The sequence below is a fragment of the Streptococcus sobrinus DSM 20742 = ATCC 33478 genome (assembly GCF_000686605.1).
GTDB classification, from domain to species: domain Bacteria; phylum Bacillota; class Bacilli; order Lactobacillales; family Streptococcaceae; genus Streptococcus; species Streptococcus sobrinus.
Genome location: NZ_JMLC01000004.1, coordinates 74,149 through 99,407, shown reverse-complemented (window position 1 = coordinate 99,407; position 25,259 = coordinate 74,149). Strand labels below are relative to the sequence as shown.

General features: G+C 43.6%; 22 protein-coding genes. 8 read left to right on the top strand and 14 right to left on the bottom strand.

Going from position 1 to position 25,259, the window contains the following annotated elements:
- Positions 1 to 92: 92 nt before the first annotated feature.
- The 5 genes from BS63_RS0103120 to BS63_RS0103100 all read right to left on the bottom strand — a co-directional run bounded on the left by BS63_RS0103120 (position 93) and on the right by BS63_RS0103100 (position 4,482).
- Positions 93 to 1,580 (bottom strand): ROK family protein, encoded by a 1,488-nt coding sequence (locus BS63_RS0103120; RefSeq protein WP_002962317.1) that lies wholly within the window; start codon positions 1,578 to 1,580, stop codon positions 93 to 95.
- 40 nt (positions 1,581 to 1,620) lie between these two features.
- Positions 1,621 to 2,202, bottom strand: a complete 582-nt coding sequence (locus BS63_RS0103115; protein ID WP_002962315.1) for a DapH/DapD/GlmU-related protein — start codon at positions 2,200 to 2,202, stop codon at positions 1,621 to 1,623.
- 36 nt (positions 2,203 to 2,238) lie between these two features.
- Positions 2,239 to 3,006: a ribonuclease HII gene (locus BS63_RS0103110; RefSeq protein WP_019769339.1), complete on the bottom strand. Its 768-nt coding sequence runs from the start codon at positions 3,004 to 3,006 to the stop codon at positions 2,239 to 2,241.
- Positions 2,993 to 3,844, bottom strand: coding sequence for a ribosome biogenesis GTPase YlqF (gene ylqF / locus BS63_RS0103105; RefSeq protein WP_002962311.1), 852 nt, complete (start codon positions 3,842 to 3,844; stop codon positions 2,993 to 2,995). Before ylqF ends, BS63_RS0103110 begins: the two co-directional genes overlap by 14 nt.
- Positions 3,845 to 3,975: 131 nt before the next feature.
- Positions 3,976 to 4,482 (bottom strand): ECF transporter S component, encoded by a 507-nt coding sequence (locus BS63_RS0103100; RefSeq protein WP_002962309.1) that lies wholly within the window; start codon positions 4,480 to 4,482, stop codon positions 3,976 to 3,978.
- Between the two features lie 115 nt (positions 4,483 to 4,597).
- Between BS63_RS0103100 and BS63_RS0103095 the strand changes: the two genes are divergently transcribed.
- Complete coding sequence (locus BS63_RS0103095; RefSeq protein ID WP_002962307.1) at positions 4,598 to 5,878, top strand: aminotransferase-like domain-containing protein; 1,281 nt, start codon at positions 4,598 to 4,600, stop codon at positions 5,876 to 5,878.
- Positions 5,879 to 6,197: 319 nt separating this feature from the next.
- Here the strand turns inward: BS63_RS0103095 and BS63_RS0103090 are convergent, their stop codons facing one another.
- From BS63_RS0103090 to BS63_RS0103075, 4 genes are all read right to left on the bottom strand, one after another.
- Complete coding sequence (locus BS63_RS0103090) at positions 6,198 to 6,536, bottom strand: ATP cone domain-containing protein (protein ID WP_002962304.1); 339 nt, start codon at positions 6,534 to 6,536, stop codon at positions 6,198 to 6,200.
- Between the two features lie 187 nt (positions 6,537 to 6,723).
- Positions 6,724 to 7,671, bottom strand: a complete 948-nt coding sequence (gene dapA / locus BS63_RS0103085; protein WP_002962302.1) for a 4-hydroxy-tetrahydrodipicolinate synthase — start codon at positions 7,669 to 7,671, stop codon at positions 6,724 to 6,726.
- A 351-nt stretch (positions 7,672 to 8,022) separates the two neighbouring features.
- Positions 8,023 to 9,099 (bottom strand): aspartate-semialdehyde dehydrogenase, encoded by a 1,077-nt coding sequence (locus BS63_RS0103080; protein WP_002963213.1) that lies wholly within the window; start codon positions 9,097 to 9,099, stop codon positions 8,023 to 8,025.
- 258 nt (positions 9,100 to 9,357) lie between these two features.
- On the bottom strand, positions 9,358 to 9,882 hold the full coding sequence (locus BS63_RS0103075) for a DUF4865 family protein (RefSeq protein WP_002963214.1): 525 nt from the start codon (positions 9,880 to 9,882) through the stop codon (positions 9,358 to 9,360).
- Between the two features lie 107 nt (positions 9,883 to 9,989).
- Here BS63_RS0103075 and BS63_RS0103070 point away from each other — a divergent pair, with 107 nt between their 5' ends.
- Entirely contained in the window at positions 9,990 to 10,724 is a 735-nt protein-coding gene (locus BS63_RS0103070; protein ID WP_019768604.1) for a LysR family transcriptional regulator, read from the top strand.
- 319 nt (positions 10,725 to 11,043) lie between these two features.
- Here BS63_RS0103070 and cls read toward each other — a convergent pair whose 3' ends face one another.
- From cls to BS63_RS0103055, 3 genes are all read right to left on the bottom strand, one after another.
- A complete protein-coding gene (cls, locus tag BS63_RS0103065) occupies positions 11,044 to 12,564 on the bottom strand; it encodes a cardiolipin synthase (protein WP_002963217.1) in 1,521 nt (506 codons plus the stop codon).
- A 239-nt stretch (positions 12,565 to 12,803) separates the two neighbouring features.
- Positions 12,804 to 14,123, bottom strand: coding sequence for an FAD-containing oxidoreductase (locus tag BS63_RS0103060; RefSeq protein WP_002963218.1), 1,320 nt, complete (start codon positions 14,121 to 14,123; stop codon positions 12,804 to 12,806).
- A gap of 804 nt (positions 14,124 to 14,927) precedes the next feature.
- Positions 14,928 to 16,598, bottom strand: coding sequence for a formate--tetrahydrofolate ligase (locus BS63_RS0103055; protein ID WP_002960634.1), 1,671 nt, complete (start codon positions 16,596 to 16,598; stop codon positions 14,928 to 14,930).
- Positions 16,599 to 16,775: 177 nt separating this feature from the next.
- On the opposite strand from BS63_RS0103055, the gene BS63_RS0103050 reads away from it, so the two are divergent.
- From BS63_RS0103050 to BS63_RS1000000111505, 6 genes are all read left to right on the top strand, one after another.
- Entirely contained in the window at positions 16,776 to 17,462 is a 687-nt protein-coding gene (locus BS63_RS0103050; RefSeq protein ID WP_002960633.1) for a phosphopantothenate--cysteine ligase, read from the top strand.
- A complete protein-coding gene (gene coaC / locus BS63_RS0103045; RefSeq protein WP_002960632.1) occupies positions 17,455 to 18,009 on the top strand; it encodes a phosphopantothenoylcysteine decarboxylase in 555 nt (184 codons plus the stop codon). The genes BS63_RS0103050 and coaC overlap by 8 nt, the downstream gene beginning before the upstream one ends.
- A complete protein-coding gene (locus BS63_RS0103040; protein WP_002960631.1) occupies positions 17,993 to 18,565 on the top strand; it encodes an ECF transporter S component in 573 nt (190 codons plus the stop codon). The genes coaC and BS63_RS0103040 overlap by 17 nt, the downstream gene beginning before the upstream one ends.
- Positions 18,566 to 19,247: 682 nt before the next feature.
- A complete protein-coding gene (locus BS63_RS0103035; RefSeq protein ID WP_002960630.1) occupies positions 19,248 to 20,966 on the top strand; it encodes a phospho-sugar mutase in 1,719 nt (572 codons plus the stop codon).
- A 76-nt stretch (positions 20,967 to 21,042) separates the two neighbouring features.
- Positions 21,043 to 21,420 carry a hypothetical protein gene (locus BS63_RS1000000111675; protein WP_019768612.1) on the top strand — a complete coding sequence of 126 codons (378 nt, stop codon included), beginning with the start codon at positions 21,043 to 21,045 and terminating at the stop codon, positions 21,418 to 21,420.
- Between the two features lie 8 nt (positions 21,421 to 21,428).
- Positions 21,429 to 21,779 (top strand): CPBP family intramembrane glutamic endopeptidase, encoded by a 351-nt coding sequence (locus BS63_RS1000000111505; RefSeq protein ID WP_231910496.1) that lies wholly within the window; start codon positions 21,429 to 21,431, stop codon positions 21,777 to 21,779.
- Positions 21,780 to 21,842: 63 nt separating this feature from the next.
- Here BS63_RS1000000111505 and BS63_RS0103025 read toward each other — a convergent pair whose 3' ends face one another.
- Complete coding sequence (locus BS63_RS0103025; protein ID WP_002960628.1) at positions 21,843 to 22,619, bottom strand: class A sortase; 777 nt, start codon at positions 22,617 to 22,619, stop codon at positions 21,843 to 21,845.
- Positions 22,606 to 25,074: a DNA gyrase subunit A gene (gyrA, locus tag BS63_RS0103020; RefSeq protein ID WP_002960625.1), complete on the bottom strand. Its 2,469-nt coding sequence runs from the start codon at positions 25,072 to 25,074 to the stop codon at positions 22,606 to 22,608. Before gyrA ends, BS63_RS0103025 begins: the two co-directional genes overlap by 14 nt.
- Positions 25,075 to 25,259 lie beyond the last annotated feature (185 nt).

Here is a 25,259-nt window from a genome sequence, read left to right as displayed (position 1 = left end):
AGCAGCGGCCTAGCTGAACTCGGACAAGCTTGATCATAGAAAATACCAGGGCAGCGTTTATCTTGGAAGCTGAATCCCAGCGGTCAAGACCATTACTTCCGACTAGTCATCAAGTAGAGGTAGGCCCCGATGAGGTTGGCCTTATTACCATTTTTAGCTCCCTCAATTTCCAATTGTTCAAAATGCTGGAAGGCCAGAACGCTGGCGAAGAGCTTGTCATACTGCTCTCCGATAGCTTTGACCAAAAGGGGCTGGGCGGAAATACCACCACCGATAGCCAAATTTTCCACCTTAAGGAAGGTCTGAAGATTGAGAATCAGAAAGGCAATGTCTCGACAGTAGGTCTCAAAGAGCTCTTGCAATTCTTCTGAAGGCTCATTTTCTAGAGCTTGGAAGACCTTCTGACCATCAGCTTCTTTTAGGTTCAGAAGCTGACTGGCATCAGCAATAAATTTAACGGCAGAGCCGGCATTAGAGAAGAGACTCTCAATCCCGATACGGTTGAGCTCCAGGCTGTGGCTAATTTGTCGCCAGACAGATTCATCATTAGTCCTTAAATCTTGGAGACTTGGTCGCAAATCTCTCGAAGGGAAAGTAACCAGACGATTTTCTGAGACCACTCCTAGACCAACGCCAGTTCCCAAGACCAGAATAGCACCGCAATGGCTGTCCTTGAGCACGCCCGACTTGGTCTCAGCCAGGGCCGCAGCGTTGGCATCATTGAGAACAGAGACCGGCATGGAAAATTGTTCGGACAATTGCTTCGCTAGGGGAACATTCTTCAAATAAGGGATGAGGCCGCCACGAAAGACCCGACCGTTTTTGCTGATTTCACCTGGACAAGAAATCGCAATAGCTTTGATTTTCTCCTGGTATTCCTCAACAATGGCTGTCAAACTAGACCAGAATTCTTCCAGACTGGCTGGAGTCGGCACTTGATTTTCCTCGGTCACGACCAAGCGTTCATCAATCAGACCATACTTAATGGCACTCCCGCCAATATCAATGGTCAGACAACTGGTTTCCGTCAGGTCCTTAATCATGCGAGCCGGATTTCCAGCCAGAACGACATTGTCGCCAAAGGACTTGGTAACCACCGAGCCAGCACCGACAACCACATTGTCGCCCAGATTTACCCCAGGCAAAATAGTTGCACCAGCACCACACCAAACATTATCGCCAATGGTAATAGGACTGCCATACTCCTTGCCCCTGATTCTCTCCTCAGCATCCAGGGGATGGAGGGCTGTCAAGAGCTGACAATTAGGACCGAACATGGCATTATCACCAATCCGAATCTCACAGACATCCAAGAAAGTACAGTCATAGTTGGCATAGAAATTTTCACCAACATAGATATTGCTACCGTAATCGCAGACAAAGCGAGGATGAACAGTAATATTCTGTCCTGTCTTACCAAAGAAGGTCTTGAGGAGGGCCTGAGCCTGATCCTCGTCTTCTTCGGCATTGAACATCCGCGTAATGACCCTAGCCTGCTGGCGAAGATCGACTAATTCTGAGTCAGAGGCATCATAGAGACGGCCTGCCAACATTTTTTCACGTTCTGTTACTTTTCCCATAGCACTTCCATTCTATTATGGGGCTACTTGCCCCATTACTTTAATCTTCGACTTCAATTCTTTTAATCATTCGATCTGGCACACCGCCAACAACGGTATTAGCTGGAACATCGCGATTGACGACCGCTCCTGAAGCAATCACCGCTCCCTGGCCGATAGTAACCCCTTGGGTCACGGTCACATTGGAGCCAATCCAAACATCCTTGCCGATTGTGATGGGAGCCAGATAGAGATCCCCCCGCCGATTTGGTTGCAAGTCATGGTTTAGCGTGGCCAAGACCACATTGTGCCCAATCAAACAATTGTCGCCAATGCTAACACCCGCCTGGTCCTGAAAGCGGCAACCAGAATTGATAAAAACAGCCTGGCCAAACTTGATATTGATCCCACAATCGGTCGAAAAGGGCGGAAAAATCCGCAAATTATCTGAAACTTCTTGGCCAGTCAATTCCCGCATCAGCTGGACAATTTCTTCCGGACTTTTATAGGAGCCATTGATTTGGCTGGTAATTTTCAGAGCCCTCTGACTGTAGGCATGAAATTCTTGGGCTAGTTCAGACCCTGCTGGGATGACTGAACTGGCATTTAAGGCCCGACGAAAGTCTTCTATCTTCATGACCATGTGCTTCCTCCAAAATCTAAGAACCATCTGCCAAATTTATAACTCGACCATAGACTTGACCGGTTCAAAACTGCGACGGTGGATAGGGCAGACACCCAATTTTTTCAGGCCCTCAAGATGAGACTTGGTACCATAGCCAGCATTGTGGGCAAGATCATAACCAGGATATTGCTTATCGTAATCCGCCATCAGACGGTCCCTAGTCACCTTGGCCACAATTGAAGCCGCTGCGATGGAGAGACTATTGGCATCTCCCTTGATGATTGACGTCTGAGAAATCTCCAAGTCCAGCTCCATGGCATCAATCAAGAGATGCTGGGGTTGCTGATCCAACTTGGCAACTGCTTCTTTCATGGCCAGCTTGGTCGCCTGGTAGATATTGACCTGGTCGATGATCTCATTGGACTGAAAGCCAAGACCGACAGCCGTGGCTTGCTCCATGACTTGCTGGTAAATCTGCCCGTGCTTTTTCTTGGGAATTTTCTTGCTATCATTGAGACCTTTGATTTTACAATTCTTGGGGAGAATGACAGCTGCAGCTACCACAGGTCCTGCTAAGGGGCCACGCCCAACCTCATCAATGCCAGCAATCAACTCCAGACCAGTGGCGTAGAGTTCCCTTTCATAGGTTAGCATGGTTTCCAGCCGCTTGTCCTCTGCCAAATCAGCCTGAATTTCTCTCTGGCGTTTCTTGATAGCAGCTTGGACGCCTGAACGTTCATCAGCCGCCAATTCCTTAAAAATTGGGCTTGCTAGGTCTGTCACTCCAGCCAAGAGGTCCTTGATTTCCTTAATCGTCGCCATCTAAGTCACTGACCTTATCTAGCGTATAGCGACCCAGCTTGCCATCGCGAACCTCCTTGACAAAAAGACTGTAAAAACGGTCGTAGTCATCACGAAAGCCCAATTTCTGAGTCAAATCCATAATCATCTCAGGAGCTTCTTGCCGCAAATCAAGGCCCTGGAAACGCTCCTGCAGACGCTCTGGATAATTTTCCTTAAAATAGTTGAGGCCAAAAATGGTAACTTCATCCATAGGCAACAAATTGTCCTTAATGGCACCAGTCAGGGCTAATTTCAAGCCGACCAGCTGGTCCTCAAACTTGGGCCAGAGAATCCCAGGCGTATCTAAGATTTCCAAGTCCTTGTTAGATTTAAGCCACTGCTGCCCCTTGGTCACGCCCGGCTTATTGCCGACCACAGCGATTTTCTTACCCGCCAACCGATTCATAAGAGTTGACTTACCAGCATTAGGAATACCGATAATCATGGTTCGTAGGGTCTCTTTTTTAATGCCCTTTTCTCGCAAGCGAGCTAATTTATCTGCCATCAAGCTCTTGGCTGCCTCGGTCAATTTCTTGACTGTCGCCTGTTCCTTGGCATTGATCAGCAAGGTCTTAATGCCCTGACCTTGGAAATAGGCCTGCCATTCCTTGACAATTTGTGGATCGGCCAAGTCCGCCTTGTTTAAAATCAAAAGCTTGGGCTTGTCACCCACAATCTTATTAAGCATGGGATTTTGACTGGACAAGGGCAGACGGGCATCCACCAGAACCGTCACAAAATCTACAAACTTGAGATTTTCCTGCACCTGCCGTCTAGCCTTGGACATGTGGCCAGGAAACCATTGAATACTTGCCATGACACTCCTTAAAAATTTCAAATAGTAGTAATATTATACCATGGAATTCCTGCAAAAAGCCTGAGCGACAACTTTAAAATCCTGTTAAAAAAAGAAGTGATTTCTGAAACAATCACTTCTACTAGATTTTCTCAATTCTCCCAAGCCTTTTTAAACATGGCAACAAAGCGGGTATGGTAGTAAATAAAGTAAACAATCACGATGGAAAGCACCGCTGCGAAGGTATCAAAGGGCAATTTCATCAGAGCCGTTGGCAGATTGGCATAGAGGAAAGACCGCCCCAGAAAGTAACCGATGAGATTAAGGATGGCACCCAAGACCAGAGCCGTAAAAAATCGGCTTTTAGACAGGCTCTCATAGGCCTGCTTTACCAAAAGACTAATGGCCAAGACCTGCAGGCTATGACTAACTAGGGTAACAAACATGGGAGCTGGATAAAAGAGAAAATCCCCAATGAAGGAACCAATCCCTGCCACAATGACACTCTCGGTTGGTGGAAAAAGCAGACCGACCAAGCAAATGAGAATACCATTGACATAAAAATGGCCACCAGGGACAGGCACGGACAGATAGGAGGAGCTCAAAATAATGACCAAGGCCATAAAGAGAGCTGCAAGTGTAATTCTTTTCGTTGACATCAGCATCACCTCATTAAGTAAAGGTTCCTCGTTGGGACCTTTTGATGCTTCCCATTGTATGCCAAGCCCAATTAAGTTACAATAGTTTTATCAATAAACTGTATGGGGACAGATTATGCCTAGTAAATTTCAGACCATAAGTCAGAGCCTGACTAAGGCCATCCGAAGCGGTCAACTCAAAAAGGGAGATAAGGTCCCTTCCGTCCGCCAGCTCAGTCAAGATTACAATTGTAGCAAGGATACGGCCCAGCGAGCCCTGCTTGAGCTCAAATATCAAAATCTAATTTACGCCGTGCCCAAGAGTGGCTATTACGTTCTAGAGGGCCAGGAACAGGAAAAGGAGAATCTGGCCATCAGTCTAGAAGCCTACAACAGACTGGCCTATGATGATTTCAAAACCTGCCTATCAGAAACCCTGGTGGGACGGGAAAACTACCTCTTCAACTACTACCAGCAACAAGAAGGCTTGGCCAAACTCCTGGACTCTCTGCAGAGCCATCTCTTTGACCAAAATATCTACAGCAAGGTGGAAAATTTGGTGGTCACTTCAGGAACCCAGCAGGCCCTCTATATTCTCTCCCAGATGGCTTTTCCCAACGGAAAATCGACCATCCTGCTGGAGCAGCCCACCTACCACAGGATGAATAGTCTGGTCAGCCAGCAAGGGCTTTCCTACCTAACCATCGAAAGGGACTTTACTGGACTTGACTTAGACCAGCTTGAAGAGCTCTTTAAGAAACAGCCTATCAAGTTTTTCTATACCATTCCTAGAATTTCTAACCCCTTGGGACTTTCTTACAACTCCCAGGAAAAACAGGCCCTAGTTGATTTAGCTCAGCAATACGATGTCTATATCATTGAGGATGACTACATGGGGGATTTCGCCAGCTCAGACAACCTCCCCCTGCACTATTATGATACTCAGGAAAGAGTTATCTACCTTAAATCCTTCTCCACCACCCTCTTCCCCGCTCTCAGACTAGGCCTCTCCCTGCTTCCCCAGACCTTGGTTTCGGCTTTTTTGACCTATAAAAAAATGATGGATTACGATACTAGCCTGATTATGCAGCAGGCCCTATCTTTGTATTTGGATAATGGCATGTTCAAGAAGAACCTTACCCAACTCAAGCACTTCTTCAACCAACGTCAAGAAAGTGCTAAAGAGCTCTGTTATAGGCTTCCCAAACAGTTGGTCTATCAAAGCGGGCCTAAGCAAATTAGTATTAAACTACCAAGTGACCTTAAACTAGGCCCCTTCAAAGAAAGAGGGCTAACTAGCCTGGATCCGGCTACTAGGATGGACCAAAAAGAATCAGCTTACCTCTACCTAGCCAATGACCAGACTCTAGCAAAAACGCTAAAGAAAGTGACAAAAATCGCTAAGGGTTATAAGTAGAAAAACCTCAGATGCTACTTCTGCACACTGACATCATGGGTAAGGAAGACCCAAGTTGCCCAGCCCGCCAGTGATATACTGAAAAAAGTTTAGAATAGCGAATGACTAAGAAATCGTATGCAGCTAGCCTCCTTCCTGTGCCCTTGTTTGAGATGGCTCAAGTGACTAGACATTGAGAAAAAGCTAAGCTAAGCTAAACTAAGTAAATACCACCTAGATCCAAAGCGGGCCGATGCCTGATAATCCTGTCCACTCCCCGGGTCATTTTGACACGGCATAGACCTAAAAAGACCAGCGAGAGCAATCGCTGGTCTTTAACTTATTTCAATTTTTCAAAACGCAGATGAACAGCAATCTGGTCCCCATAGCCATTGCGTTCCAAATCCCTTTGCAAACGGTAGGCAATATAGTGCTCAGCAATGTTGATATAACCCGCATCCATGAGACGATTTTCAACCTGAGACTGAACCATGGAAATGGTTGGCCGATCAGCATGGGCTTCCTCAAGGTCAATAACGACCTTCTTAGTGACTTCTGCTAGTTCCTGACGAAGCTTGTCATCAAGAACAAAGACAGACTGGGCCGCCTTGAGAATGGCCTGATAAATTTTATCGGGATCAAATTCAACAACCTGACCACTACGTTTGGTAATTTGCATGAAACCGCCTCTTTTCTCTATTGCTAGCTAAGTTTAATTGACTAAAGAAATCTAATGAAGCAAACAACCGGTTCCACTTCTCTCCAGTCAACGTGACTTAGACAAATATTTGTAATTTCTATCTTCATTATCCTTGGCTGTCAGACTTTTGTCAAGCCAAGTGTCTGCCAATCGCCGAGTTAATAACTTAATAGTCTGGCCGCACAACACCGGTCACGGTTTGACGTGTAGCTTCGATATCTTCTTCCAAAACCACCTTGATAATGCGCTTTTCTTCTTCTGGCGTGCAGGCAACCAATGGCAGACGCAGAGGGCCGACTTCAAAGCCAAGGTGGTTGAGAACAGCCTTGACTGGAGCTGGACTTGGAACAGAGAAGAGGGCATTAACCTTAGGAATGAACTTGCGTTGGATGCTGGCTGCCTTCTTGATGTCGCTGTCTTCAATGGCCTGCAACATCTGATGCATCTCTTCCCCGTTGGAATGACTGGCAACAGAAATCACCCCGTCAGCCCCGATATTCATGGCATGGAAGGCTTCCCCATCCTCACCCGTATAAACCAAGAAATCATTCGGTTTGTGCTCAATCAAATAGGCCATATTGTCTAGGCTGGTACATTCCTTGACCCCGATGATGTTAGGATGTTCGGCCAAACGCAAGAGGGTATCGGGAGCCATTTCAACCACGACCCGACCAGGAATATTATAAATAATAATTGGCAGGTCACTAGCATCGGCAATAGCCTTGAAATGTTGATACATGCCTTCTTGGGAAGGTTTATTGTAGTAAGGCACAATCGCCAAACCAGCCGCAAAACCACCAAAGGCAGCGACTTCCTTAGCAAAGTCAACCGAGTCCCTAGTATCATTGGTACCCACACCAGCAATCAAGGGTACCCGACCTTTGACAATCTTCTGAACAGCTTTGAAGAGCTCCAATTCCTCGTCATGGGTCAGAGTTGGACTTTCTGCCGTCGTACCAGCCAGAAGCAGACCCTGGGTGTGGTGACTTAAGAGATGTTCCACTAAATCAGGCAGAGCATCAAAATTGATAGAGCCATCAGGCTTGAAGGGCGTAATCATGGCTGTGATAATTTTAGCCTGACGTAGTTGTTGGATAGATTCTTGAGCAGTCATAATAACCTCCTAATACTCAATATATATCAAAAGTAAATTTTGATATTTTCTTGGGTAGTGCGGACGGAAGCAAACTCCTGAGGGAGTTTCATTCCTAATATTTGAGCCTAAAGTCTCAAACATTCCGTTATAAGTGACATCAACTGTGTCACTTATAATACCACTACGGCGAAAATATCAGATTAAGCTCACCTCTTTTACAATCGAATACAAAAGAGTGATCTATTTTGCTTATATAAATCGGTAGTTTTGATTTTAACTCAATATAAAATGTTGACGCCAGAGAGCAAGCTAGCCCCTGACAAAAAAGAAGTCTGGAGACTCCTGTCCCAGACTCCTAGTCGTAATCCCTTATTTCAATTCAAATTTTAATCCTTTGGTTGGACGAACCAGACCTTTTTCATGAAGGCTTTCTGCGATTTGGACAGAGTTCCAAGCAGCACCTTTGAGAAGGTTGTCTGAAACGACCCACATGTGAATTCCCTTTTCAGCATCCAAGTCCTTGCGAATCCGACCAACGAAGGTTTCCCGCTTACCGACAGCATTGACAGCTTGTGGGTAAACTTGGTGGGCCACATCGTCCTCAAGAACCGCACCTGGGAAGTTGGCAATGGCTGCCTTAACTTCTTCAATTGGAGCAACTTCCTTGGTTTCGATATAGACCGATTCAGAGTGGGCTAAAAGAACAGGAATCCGTACACAGGTTGCAGAGACAGCAATGGCATCATCTTCCATGATTTTCTTGGTCTCATTGGTCATCTTCATTTCTTCATAGGTATAATCGTTATCGGTGAAGACATCAATTTGAGCCAAGGCATTGAAAGCAATTGGATAATGCTTCTTGTCACCACCAGCTGGCAGAATTTCAGCCTTGACATCCTTAGGATCCTTACCATCATTGAGGACTTCCTTGAGTTCCCGCTCAGTTTCATTGATGGCAGATTGACCAGCACCAGAGACCGCTTGATAGGTCGAAACGATAATCCGTTCCAAGCCCCATTTTTGGCGGACAGGTTCCAAAGCTACCATCATCTGAATGGTAGAACAGTTAGGACAAGAGACGATCCCATTGTGAGCTTCTAAAGCATGGGCATTGACCTCCGGAACAACCAAAGGCACATCAGGATTTTGCCGGAAGTAAGAGGTATTATCCACGACAACTGCTCCTGCCTTAACCGCATAAGGGGCAAATTTAGCTGAGACAGAACTACCTGCAGAAAAGAGGGCAATATCAACGCCAGCAAAAGAGTCCTCAGTGGTCAATTCAACTGTCACATCCTGACCCTTGTACTTAAGAACCTTGCCAGCTGACCGACTGGACGACAAGAGGCGAATCTTGTCAATCGGTAGATTGGACTGTTCCAATTGTTGAATCATGCGAGTTCCGACGGCACCAGTGGCACCAACAACAGCTACTGTGTATCCCATAGTTTAGACCTTCCTCAATAGATTGTTCGTCAAAATTTTCTAAAAATTTATAATAGGTACATTATACACTTTTTATAGAGGAATGAAAAGGTGAAATGAAAAGTTTTAATATTTAAGAATACCCTAGCAGCTTGATGATCCCTGTCTCGAGAATTCGGATTTCCAATCAAAATCCTATTTTTATTTTACACATTACGGAATGGCATACATAAGAAATGAATCATCATTTTTCCTTTATCTATTACGAGTTTAATATCTTCATCTTGAAATATGTAAGATTTCAAATAGTTGTATATTTTCTTGTTTCTGAGGTTTGTCAGCATAGAAAGTGAAAATGTTCTTTTTCCACTTATCGGGATTGTAACTAATGACTTTTCCTAACTCCTCTTCTTGGATTTTTTCATGAAGAGGAAAAGACTCTAAACTTTCTGTGGATGCTATGTCAATAACTTCTAAAGTTACAAATTTGCTGGCTTCAAAATTTTCTTTTAAAACGACTGAGGCGGTTACACCAATTTCGATAGGTCGCCAACCAAAGTCTCTTAGGATATTGTCGAAATAGCCATTAAAGATAAAATCAGTCATCCCCTTATCATCTTGCCAGACATAGAGGGGACAGTAACTATTGTGCTGCTCACCTTGTGCCTTTTCGCCGATTAAAAAAGCTTTAAAGAGCAGGCCGGGAAAGCTATCCATTAGATGGCCGGTTTGACCCACCCTTTGCCTGATAATCACCATATCATAATCAGATGGCAGAGTGATGTGATATTGCATCGCTTGCATCAGTTGTCCTCCTAAAAATTTGATATACCCATAGTAACCTCTGGAAAGAATTTTGCATAGTACCAATTTATGATATACTTATCAAAAAAAGTGATAAGGGGTGGCGCATGAATCTTAATGACTTAAGTATATTTATCAATATTTATGAGACTGGTTCTTTAAATCAAAGCGCTAAAGCCTTGGGATATGCGCAATCCAATATCAGTGCCAGACTACAAGCTATCGAGAGGGAAATGGGCGTACAACTTTTTTCAAGAAAGTATACCGGTGTCGTGCCAACAGTAAATGGTCGAGAATTTTATCGATTTGCTACAGCAACACTCACGAATTTGAAGGCTCTTCAAGCCAATATGCAGCCAACCAAAAAATCTGTGCTGATTTCAGAGCTTCTACTGGACTGGGATATTCACTATAAAAAAAGAGTGGACATAGGCAATGATGATATTGATATTTGCAAGAGTTCCGATATTTTTACTAGACTGCGAGAAAAAGAATTTGATAAAATTTTCTGCTATCAAGCCCTAACTAATTTAACAAATTATAGAGTTCAATCAAATAAAATTGTAGCCTCCTATCTATCCTTGGAAGAACCAGGATCTCAAGAGGAATTACCCCTGATTGTCAGTAAGGATAAGTCCTGTCCATTTAGGAAAAAATCTTTGATTGACTATCCAAGCTCAAAACAAATTATCGAACTGGACTCTTTTAAAAATATTATGAACTTAGTCGAGCAAGGGAGTGGTTTCGCTCTACTTCCTGAATGGATGGGGCAGACAAAGAATTTTAAGCGTTTCAATGACCAGATAATTGGAATCCCTTTTTATTTTTACGAAAAACTTTAAATCAAGAGATGAATAACAGTATGTCTGACCGTCCTCATCAATATCTATAAATCGTTGTCAAACAATAAAACTACAATAAAACTACAATAAAACTACTAAGTCAGTTAGTAGTTTTATTGTTTTTTTACGAAGAAAATTTTCTTGAAGCTATGTTAAAAAGCCTAGGTTTCCACCTAGGCTCAAGGGCACTTATAAAGTGTGATAGAAAGGTTCACACAGACTATCAAGGTCCGCTCCTGCGTTAATGACCTCCCAGCGAAAATGGTCTTAAAGACCAAATCGACTCATCGCATGCAATCATTCTAACATATAATCAGATTTAAAGCAAAGGAGCGACGGCCTTTACTACTGCTCCAATTGCTTTTTCTGAGAAAGGCAATTTCTTGAGGGTTTCTGGAGTAACCTGACGGCATTCTTCAAGGGTCGCCTGGAAATCCCGCTCAATCTTAGGAATTTCCGAAGAATGATAGAGATAAGTGGCACATTCAAAATGGTGATAAAGACTGCGATAATCCAAATTGATAGTACCGACAACGGCCCGACTATCATCAGCCACAAAGACCTTGGCATGAACAAAGCCAGGACTGTATTCGTAAATCTTGACACCAGATGCCAAGAGAGGCCTGTAATAGGTCTTGGCCAAGAAGTAAGGAACTTGCTTATCAGGAATTCCTGGCATAATGATTCTCACATCCACGCCCCGCTCAGCCGCAAACCTGAGAGCGTGCTCCATTTCACTATCCAAAATCAAATAAGGGGTCATGATATGGACATAATCACGGGCGTGATTAAGAATATCAATGTAGACGTTCTCTCCGACCTTTTCATTATCCAAGGGAGAATCCCCGTAAGGAATAACAAAGCCGTCAGTTGTCAATTTGTTTTCATGGTGACTCAGGTAGGCTTGAACTTCCTTGTGCTCATCCTTAATAGTCCCCCACATTTGCATGAAGAGAATCAAGAAGGTATCGACCGCCCGGCCACGCACCATGATGGCCGTATCCTTCCAATGACCAAAGCGTTCAATCTCGTTGATGTATTCATCCGCCAGATTAACACCACCAGTAAAGGCCACCTCACCATCAATGACCACAATCTTACGGTGGTCCCGATAGTTATAATAGGTTGATAGGAAGGGGGACAGAGGTGCGAAAGCCTTGGACTTAATCCCCAATCTTTCCAGCCGTTTGCTGTAATCAAAACTCAAGGTTGTCATCTCAATCATGCCATCATACATGACCCGAACCTCAAGCCCTTGCGCCACCTTTTCTTCTAAAATATTAAGAATTTCGCCCCACATCAAGCCTTCATCAATGATGAAGTATTCCATAAAAATATAGTGTTTGGCCTGACGCAATTGCTTTTTAAGCTCGGCAAACTTGGCTTCGCCAGATGGAAAATAGGTAACCTGACTATTCTTATAGACCGGAAAATGATTATCACCAAAGCTAAGATACTTGGCCAAATTAAAGGCTGTGCTGTGGGAAGTCTTTAGTTCGGCTAGAACGGAATCATTTTGATGGAGTAAAGGTGACGTTTTTTCGACATTGCCCATAGTTTGCCGCTTCATCCCATTGTAGCCCCAGTCAATTTTAGTGTAAAGTAAGAAGAGACCTCCCAAGATAGGCATGGGAAGAACCACCAACATCCAAGTCAATTTGGCGGTACTATCCATATCACTATTAATCAAATAAAGGACCGAGGCAATTGCGATAATTAAACCAACAATTTGAATATGAATTTGGTATTGTTGAAACCAGATATAACCAGCCGCAATCACATAAAGCTGCAGGATCAACAGCAAGACGATAACCGTCGTCCGACTAAAAATTCCCCGCAATAAGCTCCGCCGCCCTCTTTTTAAGAGCCGCCTTGTTTTTGTTTCTTCGTCTATGATAATCTCCCCTCTCAGGTTAAATATATGCTCCTAATTATAACATAGAATCGTGACAAAAAAAGACGGAGAAAAATATTTTTTCCCTCAATAAAAAAATGGCTCAAAACTAAAAATAGAGACTCACCAAAAAGTGAACCTCTATTTTTTGAGCTGAAACTAGCTTTGTTTCAAACTCATCTTTTTTAAAAATTAAAAATATCATTAAGATTCTCAGCCATGGTCGGATGTGTAAAAATTTGCTGTTGAAAGTAAGTATAAGGAATACCATTATCCATAGCCAAAGTAATGAGATTAATCAGTTCATGCGCCTCTTGACCAAAGAGAGTTGCCCCTAAAATCTGCTGACTGTCTACATCAATAACCACCTTAAAAATACCGCGTAAGTCTCCATTGACATGTCCTCTTGGCATACCAGCAACCGGTAGGCTATTGGCCTTGTAATTGAGTCCCTGTTTCTTGGCAGTTGCTTCATCAATTCCTACACGCGCCAGCGGCGGATTGATAAATGTCGTGTTTGGAACATGGTGGCGATTAGCTGCAGAATAAGATCGATCGCCATTAAGGTAATTCCAGACAATACGGAAGTCATCCAATGAGACATAGGTAAATTGAAGACCGCCATTAACATCACCAACGGCAAAGATATTTTCAACGCTGGTTTGACAAAAATCATCTACCTTTATAGCACCGCGGTCAGTAAGTGCAATGTCAGTATTTTCAAGACCAAGACTATCTGTATTTGCTCGCCGTCCAGTCGCATGAAGTACTGCATCAAACGAATAATCGCCATTCTGTGTGGTGATAATAACAGAGTCATCCTTATTAGATATTCGAGAGATATTAGAGTTAAGCTCAAAAGCCACCCCTGCTTCTTCCATGTATTCTTTGGCAAGTAAGGAGATTTCCTCTTCTTCACGTACAAAAATCCGAGACATAGGATCAAAGACAGTCACCTCTGAACCGAGTTTTGCGTAGAGACTAGCAAATTCTAAACCAATATTACCACCGCCAATAATGCCCAGACGTTTTGGCTGTTGCTCCAAATTTTGAATCTCTGTGCTATCGTAGACATGCTTGCTGTCTTTCAATCCAAGGATTGGCAATCTATTTGAAACTGCACCAGTATTGATGATAATAACTTGGGCTGATAACTGTTTGCTCTCACCGTTCGAAGTAATTTCAACTACTTTATTGGAAACAAATCTGGCAGTAGCATTGTATACATCAGCCGTTGGAGCCTTGTCTAGCATAGCAAAGTTTTTAGCACGCAGGCGCTCCGTTACTTTTTTACGCTCGGCCATTGCTTCTGAAAAGTTATGACCAGTTTCGGCTGAATGTATCAAGACTTTTGTAGGAATACAGCCAACATTTATACAAGTTCCACCGTACATATTAGCATCTTTCTCAATCATGGCCACCTTTTTACCCTGCGCTGCAGATTTTGCTGCGAAAGTTTTTCCAGCCTTGCCAAAACCGATAACAATAATATCATATAGTTCCATAAGAATCCCCTTTTTATTGATGTTCCAATTGTATCAAAGGATCAATAGTTGCGTCAATTAATTGCTATGAAGCCACTTCTCTGGCCAATGGATAATGATAACTAGCACTCCTCTACCTGTATCAATAGCTTTTTAGGTGTTGCCCATTCATCAATCTTGTCGGGAATTTCATTTTCCCATTTCGGTATTATACTCGATGAAAATCAAAAATAGAAAGGAGCAAAGACCGCAACCACTAAAGTGGCAGTGCTCTAACGAGGCTGGGACAAAAGTCCTCACTTCATTACTTTTTCAACATCAACCACTTTGACCCAGTGGTCGATTTGTAATGAGTGACTTGATACTTCAGTGTTTAGTCACTCACATGCCAGTGAAACGGCGGTAAGGTCCTTATCTCCCTTGTTAAACCAGTGATAGCGGTCATCCTAATCAACTGTGCGGGGGTGAGAAAGAAATAGTCTGGGAATAGACTATTTCTTATCGAATCTAAAAAATCAGAGAGTGAGGAAAATCGATTTGACGAAATCACGATTGTCTCACTCCCTAGCTCCCTTACTACCTTCACAACGTTAGTGAAATCGACCAACTTTATTCAGTATCGCCGAGCCGAAAGAGCATAAACAGCGCTTGGATAACTAGGCTAAAGTCAGCAAAGTGTGCTCATTGGATATTAGACTTCTTTCCTGCATAGCTGCGTGGGATAAACCAGAACAGAAGATACTCAGGCATAATTTCATGACATTATAAAAAGCCAATCAAAGTTGGCTTTTTAAGTGATGATGTAGTATAACGCACTTTTGAAGATTAGAACAATCCAAGAGCCGTACCGTCTTCAGCAACATCCATCTTGAGGGCGGCCGGCTGCTTGGGCAGGCCAGGCATGGTCATGACATTGCCAGTCAGGGCAACGATGAAGCCAGCCCCTGTCTTAGGAACTAATTCACGGATGGTAATGGTGAAATCTTCTGGAGCCCCCAGCAAGTTTTGGTTGTCTGAAAAAGAATACTGGGTCTTGGCCATGCAGACCGGTAGCTTATCCCAGCCATTGGCCTGGAACTGCTTGATTTGCGTCTTGGCTTTGGCTGCAAACTCGACACCCTTACCACCGTAAATTCCTGTGACAATGGTCCTAATCTTATCTTCCAAACTTGCTTCATTATCATAGAGACGAGTATAATGGCTATCTTGGCCTTCAACCAAGTTGACCAAGCTTTTAGCTAGGTCTTGACCACCGTCGGCTCCATGGGCCCAGACACTTGCTAGTTCAACTGGCACATCAATGTCAGCACAGAGTTCCTTGAGGGCTTGAATTTCTGCTGGTGTATCTGAGACAAACTCATTGATAGCCACGATAGCGGGAAGACCAAATTTCCGAACGTTTTCCACATGGCGTTTGAGGTTGGCAAAGCCGTCCTTGACTGCCTGAACATTTTCTTCAGTCAGGTCTGACTTGGCAACCCCACCGTGCATCTTGAGGGCCCGCAAGGTTGCTACAATAACTACTGCATCCGGTGCCTTGGGCAGATTTGGGGTCTTGATGTCAAGGAATTTCTCTGCTCCCAGATCCGCTCCGAATCCAGCCTCGGTAACAGTATAATCCGCTAAACCAAGAGCCGTCGCCGTCGCTAGAACCGAATTACAGCCATGGGCAATATTAGCGAAAGGACCACCATGAACCAGGGCCGGCGTACCGTAGATAGTCTGAACCAAATTTGGCTTAATGGCATCCTTGAGAATTAGAGTCAGGGCACCTTCAACCTTGAGGTCACGCACATAAACGGGACTTCTATCATAGTGATAGCCAATAACAATTGAAGCCAGACGTTCCTTAAGGTCCTTGAGATCTGTTGCCAGACAGAGAATCGCCATAATTTCTGAAGCAACGGTGATGTCAAAGCCATCTTCGCGCGGAATCCCATTGACAGGGCTACCCAGACCAATGGTCACATGCCGCAAAGCCCGGTCATTGAGATCAAGGACCCGCTTCCAGATAATCCGGCGTTGATCAATCCCCAGCTCATTTCCTTGGTGAAGGTGGTTATCAATCAAAGCTGACAAGGCATTATTGGCCGTTGTGATAGCGTGCATGTCGCCAGTAAAATGGAGGTTGATGTCTTCCATAGGCAGGACTTGAGCATAACCTCCACCGGCTGCACCACCCTTGATTCCCATGACAGGGCCTAGAGAAGGTTCCCGCAGGGCAATCATGGTCTTTTTGCCCAGCTGATTGAGGGCATCAGCCAAACCGATGGTGACAGTCGATTTACCTTCACCGGCTGGTGTCGGATTGATAGCGGTCACTAAAATAAGCTTCCCAGTCTTTTTGGCCTTGCTTGCCTTGATTTTATCAAGGGAAATCTTAGCTTTATACTTACCATAGAGCTCCAAATCCTCTGCCTCGATGCCAACCTTCTCGGCAATCTGGCTGATGGGTTGAAGCTCAACTTCTTGTGCAATTTCAATATCAGACTTCATGACATACCTCATTTTTAATAGGATAAATCCATTATAGCAGATATGATAAAAATACGCATATTTTCTTTGTTTTAAATTTATTTGTTCGGATTTTACTCGTTTCCCTTGCTCTTTCTTCACCTTATTCTTCCTTATCAAATCATTTACTAAGACTGAACTTTTTAGTATAATCAACCTATGAAAATCCTAATTACATCAGGCGGAACATCCGAAAAAATTGATCAGGTTCGCTCGATTACCAACCATGCTTCAGGAAACCTTGGCAAAATCATTGCCGAGCTCTTTTTGCAAAAGGGCCACCAGGTCACTCTGGTAACAACCAAATCAGCAGTCAAACCTCAAGCCCAAGCAGGTCTGGACATTAACATCGTGACTGACGTGGCTAGTCTGGCAGAAACTTTAGAGCCCCTGGTCAAGACTCACCAAGTGCTGTTCCACTCCATGGCGGTTTCTGACTACACGCCAGTCTACATGACTGACCTAGCGGAGCTCCAAGCAAGTGACGATGTATCCCAATTCTTTAGTAAGAAGAATAGCGAGGCAAAGATTTCCTCAGCTGCTGATAATCAGGTCCTCTTTCTCAAGAAGACCCCAAAGATTATCAGCCTGGTTAAGCAATGGAACCCAGCTATTCGCCTGATTGGCTTTAAGCTCCTAGTCCAAGTTCCCAAGGAAGAACTTTTTGCGGTTGCTAGGACCAGCCTAAAAAATAATCAAGCTGAGCTGATTGTGGCCAATGATTTGGCTGATATTCATGACCAGCAACATCTGGCCTATCTAGTTGATGGAAGCAGCCAAGAGCTTGCCAAAACTAAGACTGAAATCGCTCAAAAAATTTATGAAAGGGTCACAAAAGATGACTAAAACTATTTTACTTGCGGTCACCGGTTCAATCTCGGCCTACAAGGCTGCAGACTTGACCAGCCAATTGAAAAAGCTGGGTTATAAGATTCAGGTCATCATGTCTCAAGCGGCAACCGACTTCATCACTCCTCTAACCCTCCAGGTCCTATCCAAGAATCCCGTCTATCTGGATGTCATGACGGAAGACCAGCCGGGCCGTATCAATCATATTGATTTAGCTAAGGAAGCTGACCTCTTTTTGGTCGCTCCTGTTTCCGCCAACACCTTGGCTAAGTTAGCCCATGGTATGGCTGATAATCTGGTGACAGCCACAGCCCTGGCCCTACCAAGCGAGACACCCAAGCTTGTGGCACCTGCTATGAACACCAAGATGTACGATAATCCCCTGACCCAGAGAAATTTAAAGGCCTTAAAAGAGGTTGGCTTCAGAGAGATTGAACCTCGCTCTAGTAAGCTTGCTTGTGGCGATATCGGTCGCGGTGCCCTAGCCGACCTGCCCACCATTATTCAAACGATTGAGGAGACCCTAAATGAATCAAAGAAATAAGTCCCGTCAGGTAGCTCAAATTGCCTTGCTTCTAGCGACCATGGTCGTTATCGAATTTGTCAGCCAAATGATTTTTGCGATCTTTGTCTTTCCCATCAAACCGACCCTGACCATGATACCAGTTATAGTAGCTTCCATCATCTATGGCCCCAAAATCGGGGCCGGTCTCGGCGGCTTTATGGGAGTCATGAGCATTATTAGGAACACGATTGTCCTTCTGCCAACCAGCTACCTCTTCTCTCCCTTTGCTCCAAACGGTTCTTGGCGTTCCCTCCTGATTGCCCTCATTCCTCGGATTTTGATCGGGGTCTTCCCCTATTTCATCTACAAAATTATGACCAATAAAATAGGTCTGATACTTTCGGGAGTTATCGGTTCGCTCACCAATACTATCTTTGTATTCTTGGGAATTTACCTCCTCTTTTCAGGAGTCTACACCGGGAATGTCCAGCACCTGCTAGCCCTAGTCTTTACTAATAATGCTATTGCAGAAATGATTATCTCCGGGATTGTTATTCTAGCCCTCATCCCTGCCTTGGAGCGAATAAAAAATTAATCCCTAAAATTATTTTATAAGAACAAGGAGCCCTGAACTCTAGCAGTTTAGGGTTCCTTGTTGTCTAATTTACACTCATTTAAAATCAAAACTATCAACCTATATAAGCCAATCTATCACTTATCAAAGGGCATTTATTCTGATATTCTCGCCGTAGTATTGTAAGCGACAGTCCCGATGTCGCTTATAACGGAAGATTGAGATTGTGACTGAGACTGAGGCTCAATCTTATCACGGAGCAAAGGCCTCAGCTCCTAAAGAGGCGAGGACCTAACATTATTCTCCATTGAGATTAGCTAGCTCCCTGATTAACTCAGTTAGGCCAATAAAATCGACTGCGTTAACTTCGTGTCGCAATGAAACTCCTTGGATTTCAAGACATCATCCACTGGATAATTTCTTCATCCTTCCGCACTGCCTACTAAATAGTCCAGTAGACTATTTTAGATTGCGACACAGAACAAGTAAACTCGATAATAATTTACTTGTGAAGTTAGTGAGGAAAATAGGAAATTTGCAATTGTAATTTCCGTAGATTTCCCTCAAGCCTAGAAATTTAAAAGCGAAGAAAATAACAAAATGCAACTTTTGATTTTTATTGATTATTCACCCTCGGTCAAATCTTGAAGCTGTCTTAATGATATGGTATAATGAAAGCGGTTAAAATATAGAGGAGGCAACTATGACTTATACTGAAAACTATCAAAAATGGCTCAATTATAAGGATCTTCCTGACTATCTTCACGATGAACTTGTCAAGATGGATGAAGCCACTAAGGAAGACGCTTTTTATACTAATCTAGAATTCGGAACCGCTGGTATGCGGGGAATTATTGGTGCTGGTACGAACCGAATCAATATCTATGTCGTCCGTCAAGCAACCGAAGGCCTAGCAAAACTCTTTGAAACAAAAGACCAAGCGACCAAAGACAGAGGGGTTGCTATCGCCTACGACTCTCGTCACTTCTCATCTGAATTCGCCTTCGAATCGGCACAAGTCTTGGCCCAACACGGCATTAAATCTTATGTCTTTGAAAGCCTGCGGCCAACGCCTGAGCTTTCTTTTGCCGTTCGTCACTTGGGGGCCTTTGCTGGTATCATGGTAACCGCCAGCCATAACCCTAAACAATTTAATGGTTATAAGGTCTACGGCGAAGATGGAGGACAAATGCCACCTCACGACGCTGATGCACTGACTGAATTTATCCGTGCCATTGATAATCCATTTGAAATTGCTCTTGCTGATTTGGATCAAGCTAAAGCTTCTGGTCTGATTACTGTCATCGGTGAAGACGTTGATAAGGAATACCTCAAAGAAGTTAAAGAGGTCAATATCAACCAAAAATTAATTGATGACTATGGTAAGGACATGAAGATTGTCTATACCCCTCTTCATGGTACCGGTGAAATGTTGGCCCGTCGGGCTTTAGCTCAAGCTGGCTTTGATTCTGTCCAAGTCGTAGAAGCTCAAGCTGTTGCTGACCCTGATTTCTCAACCGTCAAATCACCAAACCCAGAAAATCAGTCAGCCTTTGCTCTTTCTGAAGAATTAGGACGGCAAGTCGATGCCGATGTTCTGGTGGCTACCGACCCTGATGCTGACCGCCTTGGTGTTGAAATTCGCCAACCAGATGGTTCCTACCTCAATCTTTCCGGTAACCAAATTGGTGCCTTGATTGCCAAGTATATCTTGGAAGCCCACAAGACAGCAGGTACCCTACCTAGCAATGCTGCCCTTTGTAAATCAATCGTTTCAACTGAATTGGTAACCAAGATTGCCCAAAGTTACGGGGCTACCATGTTCAACGTTCTGACTGGTTTCAAATTCATCGCTGAAAAGATTCAAGAATTTGAAGACAAGGGCAACCACACTTATCTCTTTGGTTTTGAAGAAAGCTTTGGCTACCTCATCAAACCATTTGTTCGTGATAAGGATGCTGTTCAAGCTGTTCTAATTGTTGCCGAAATTGCAGCCTACTATCGCTCTCGCGGCATGACCTTGGCCGATGGCATCGCTGAAATCTATAAGGAATACGGCTACTATGCTGAAAAGACTATTTCTGTCACCCTGTCTGGTGTTGATGGAGCTTCCGAAATCAAGAAGATTATGGACAAGTTCCGCAACAATGGTCCAAAGGATTTCAACGATACAGCTACTGTTAAAACTGAAGACTTCCTAGAATTAACTGCAACTAGCCAAGATGGCAGCATTGAGAAATTGACGACACCGCCAAGCAACGTTCTCAAATATCACCTCAGCGATGACTCTTGGATTGCCGTTCGCCCTTCTGGAACCGAACCAAAAATCAAGTTCTACATTGCAACTGTCGGTTCATCCCAAGACGATGCTAAGGCTAAGATCGCAACCATTGAAGCCCAAATTAACGATTTTGTGAAATAATCTTGTCTGACAAAACTCACCGATTGAATCTTCATCGGTGAGTTTTTATCTGGCGATTCAAAATTATGGAGGATCTATGAAAGTTGTTGCCAAATGCTTAGCATGGTTGCTGGGCTACCTGTTCCTTCAAGCATTAACAAGTCTTTTTCTACCTTTTATTTATCTAACATTGACTTCAGGAGACTTTGCTGACCTGAGCACAAGGCTCATCCTGATTTCATCCCCCCTAGCAAATCTCACCTTTCTGTTTTTGGTCTACCTTACTAGTCATTCTAAAAATGAAAAGAATTTAAATATAAGAAGTTCTAGCAATATCGGTTGGATAACTACTTGTCTCACCAGTTTTTTAGGAAGTTATCTCTTTACCCAGCTTTGTCCAAATCAATCGGCAATTCAAGAAGTCGCACTAAGCCAGAGTCAAATTTTTTTGGTTCATTCGGTTTCCCTCTGCTGATATTATCAGTGCTAATAATTTCACCTATTACTGAAGAAGTCCTTTTTCGTTATCTTATATTTAAAAATTTATATAAGATCTATGGCTTAACTCCAGCTCTCCTAGTTTCCAGTTTGAGCTTTGGACTCATCCATCTCCAATTTGGACTAGGCCAAAGCTTGGCAGCAATTACACTGGGGTTATTTCTGGCCTACCTCTATCAAAAGACGGACTCACTACTATTTATCATCACAATTCATCTAACTGCTAACCTTGCCAATTTCTTTCCCGACTTACCTTATAGTGCTAGGAAAATTGGGTTGACGATTCTAGGTCTGTGCTTTTGCTTCAGTCTTTTTAAAGTTTTAAAATCCAATTGAACTTTTAACTCCAAAAAAATCAGCTCTTTCATGAGGAGCTGATTTTTTATCACTTCTTTAAATCTATAAGGACAATTGGTTATAAGGGCGATTAAAGGCATCAATCATCTTCTGAGAAGCCTTATCATAGGAGACCTCATCTTTGTAGTTGGCTGATACGATAATCCGATGGCTGGCCTCCGCATCATCACAGGTAACCAGAGTTAGGGTCTTAGCTCCAGGTGTATCATCAATTACAGCAACATCAGAAGGATTGACAGTCTTGACTTCAGAAATGGTATAAGTATATATCTTATTTTTGTCAGTCAAGTAAATTTCCATACCATTTTTAGCATTGTCCAAAGGAGAAAAGAGCATCTTAGAAGCGCCGTTAACCCCAAAAACATGGTGACTGGCTAAGGCGTAGTTATTAGTGCCTCCCATGACTTGATTTTCTTTCATGGTACCAGCACCATAAGAAAGCTCCGTATTACCTAATCCCTTAAAAATAGGCAGGTTGAGTTCCAAATCAGGAATGGCAATCCCGCCAATAACCGGTAAATCTTGAGCATCCATCTGGGAGCTGATAACCGATTGTGCTGACACCGACTTAACAGAATCAAAGTCATAGTTAACCTTAGCCTTCTTGTTTTTGGTCAAGGTCTTTTTATCAACTTTTGAAACTTGGTACTTATTGGTGTTCCAAGCAATCACTGAATTACGAATCGAGCGATTAAAGACCAGAGCAAGTCCGACCAACAAAAGCAGAAAAACCAAAATCGTTCTAAACCAATGATGCTTTTTCTTTGAAGAATCTTTCCTCGTACGGAAATCCGACTGTCGAGATTTAGCTTTCTTCATTAACCTCTTTCTCCTTCTCTTCTTCATCATTCTCTTCAGTTTCAATAAGGGCAAGGGTCACAATTTTAGCATTTTCGTCCAAGCGCATGACTTTAACACCTATAGTTGAACGACCTGTTTGTGAGATATTAGAGATACCTGTCCGGATAATAACACCAGTATCAGTCATAATCATAATATCTTCATGGCCATTAACAGTTACAAGACCAGCTAACGGACCATTCTTGCTAGTGATATTCGCAGTCTTAATCCCTTTACCGCCGCGACCCTTGGTTGGATATTCACTTGCTAAAGTACGTTTACCATAGCCTTTTTCGGTAATGACAAGCACCTCTTGGTCATCAGTAATAACAGAGGCACCAATGACTTGATCGCCATCACGTAAGGTAATCCCCTTGACACCGGTAGCACCACGGCCCATATTACGAACTACTTCTTCCCTGAAACGAATCGAATAACCGAATTGAGTACCAATAATGATATCATCATGACCCGTCGTCAGAAGGACATTGATAAGCTCGTCACCTTCTTTGAGGTTAAGAGCCCGCAAACCATTTTGACGAATGTTGGCAAATTCAGAAATGCTGGTGCGTTTAACTACCCCTTGCCTGGTGGTAAAGAAGAGAGACTTTTCATTAATTTCTTTTTGATTAAGGCTGATGATGGTTTGAATAGTTTCCCCTTCTGTTAACTTAAGGAGATTGACAACTGGCAGTCCCTTGGCTGTCCGACCGTATTCAGGAATCTCATACCCCTTGAGACGATAAACTCGACCTTGGTTGGTAAAGAAGAGAACCACATCATGGGTACTGGTTGAAACTAAGTCCTTTACAAAATCATCATCATTGACCCCGGTACCTTGTACACCACGACCACCACGTTTTTGAGCCCGAAACTCATCTTGATCCAAACGCTTAATATAGCCCTTATTAGAAAGGGTAATCAGAACATTTTCTTCCTCAATCAGATCTTCATCTTCCAAGGAAAGCACTTCACCAACCATAAGCTCAGTTCGACGAGGATCAGCGTATTTGCGTTTGATTTCGTCCATCTCATCCTTGATGATTGCCACAACTCTTTCTGGCTTGGCCAAAATATCTGCCAAATCAGCAATCAGAGCTAAGAGATCATTATATTCATTTTGAATCTTATCGCGTTCCAAACCGGTCAAACGGCGTAGACGCATATCCAAGATAGCTTGACTTTGACGTTCAGACAGGTCAAAGCGAGACATGAGTTGGGTCTGAGCTTCTGCATCGGTCTGACTGCCACGGATAATAGCAATAACCTCATCCAAGTGGTCCAAGGCAATCAGCAAACCTTCTAAAATGTGAGCTCTAGTCTCAGCCTTTTCTTTATCGAAACGAGTCCGACGGACAATGACTTCCTTTTGGTGCTCAATATAATTGTCAATGATTTGTCGCAGAGACAGAATCTTTGGCACACCCTTTTCAATGGCCAGCATGTTGAAACTAAAATTAGTTTGCAGGCTGGTCAATTTGAAAAGGTTGTTGAGAATAACATTAGCCGATGCATCTCTGCGAACTTCGATGATAAAACGAACCCCTTCTCGACTGGACTCATCTCGAACTGCGATAATACCTTCTACCCGCTTCTCTTGAGCCAGACGAACGATATGCTCATGAACCTTAGTCTTATTAACCCCATATGGGAATTCCGTCACAACAATGCGTTCACGACCAGACTTGGTTGTTTCAATCTCGGTTCTGGAACGTAGAACGATGGAGCCCTTCCCCGTTTCATAAGCACGGTGAATACCTGATTTCCCCATAACTAAAGCCCCAGTTGGAAAATCTGGCCCAGGCATGACTTCCATAATTTCCTTGGTGGTTGCCTCTGGCTTATCCATCACCAGTTTGACAGCGTCAATGGCCTCGCCTAGATTATGAGGAGGGATGTTGGTCGCCATCCCAACAGCAATCCCAGTCGCCCCATTAACCAAAAGATTGGGGAAGCGAGATGGGAGTACCAAGGGTTCCTTCTCGCTTCCATCATAGTTATCTTGGAAGTCAACCGTATTTTTATTGATGTCCCGTAGCATCTCCAAGGCAATCTTGGACATGCGGGCTTCGGTATAACGTTGTGCCGCTGCCCCATCACCGTCCATGGAACCAAAATTTCCGTGACCATCAACTAGCATATGACGGTAGGACCACCATTGAGCCATCCGAACCATGGCTTCGTAGATTGAGGAGTCACCATGGGGGTGATACTTACCCATGACATCCCCTGTAATCCGCGCCGACTTCTTGTGAGGCTTGTCTGGCGTTACCCCCAATTCATTCATACCATAGAGAATACGACGGTGAACTGGTTTGAGACCGTCTCTGACGTCTGGTAGGGCCCGAGCGACAATGACACTCATGGCATAGTCAATGAAGCTGGTCTTCATTTCACTAGTCAGATTCACATTTACGAGATTTCTGTCTTGCATTAAATCTATCTCTTTCTTGTTTAAATATACCTTATTATTATAGCATATTGACGGGGGTTTTTCAGCATATTCGCCCGTGAAACCAAGCTTTCATTGATTTGCAAATCTTGCTTTTCCCTTGATTTATTAGTGACAATTCTATCAAAAGGTGGTAAGATAATACTGTATGGGCTTAGGCCTAAAAA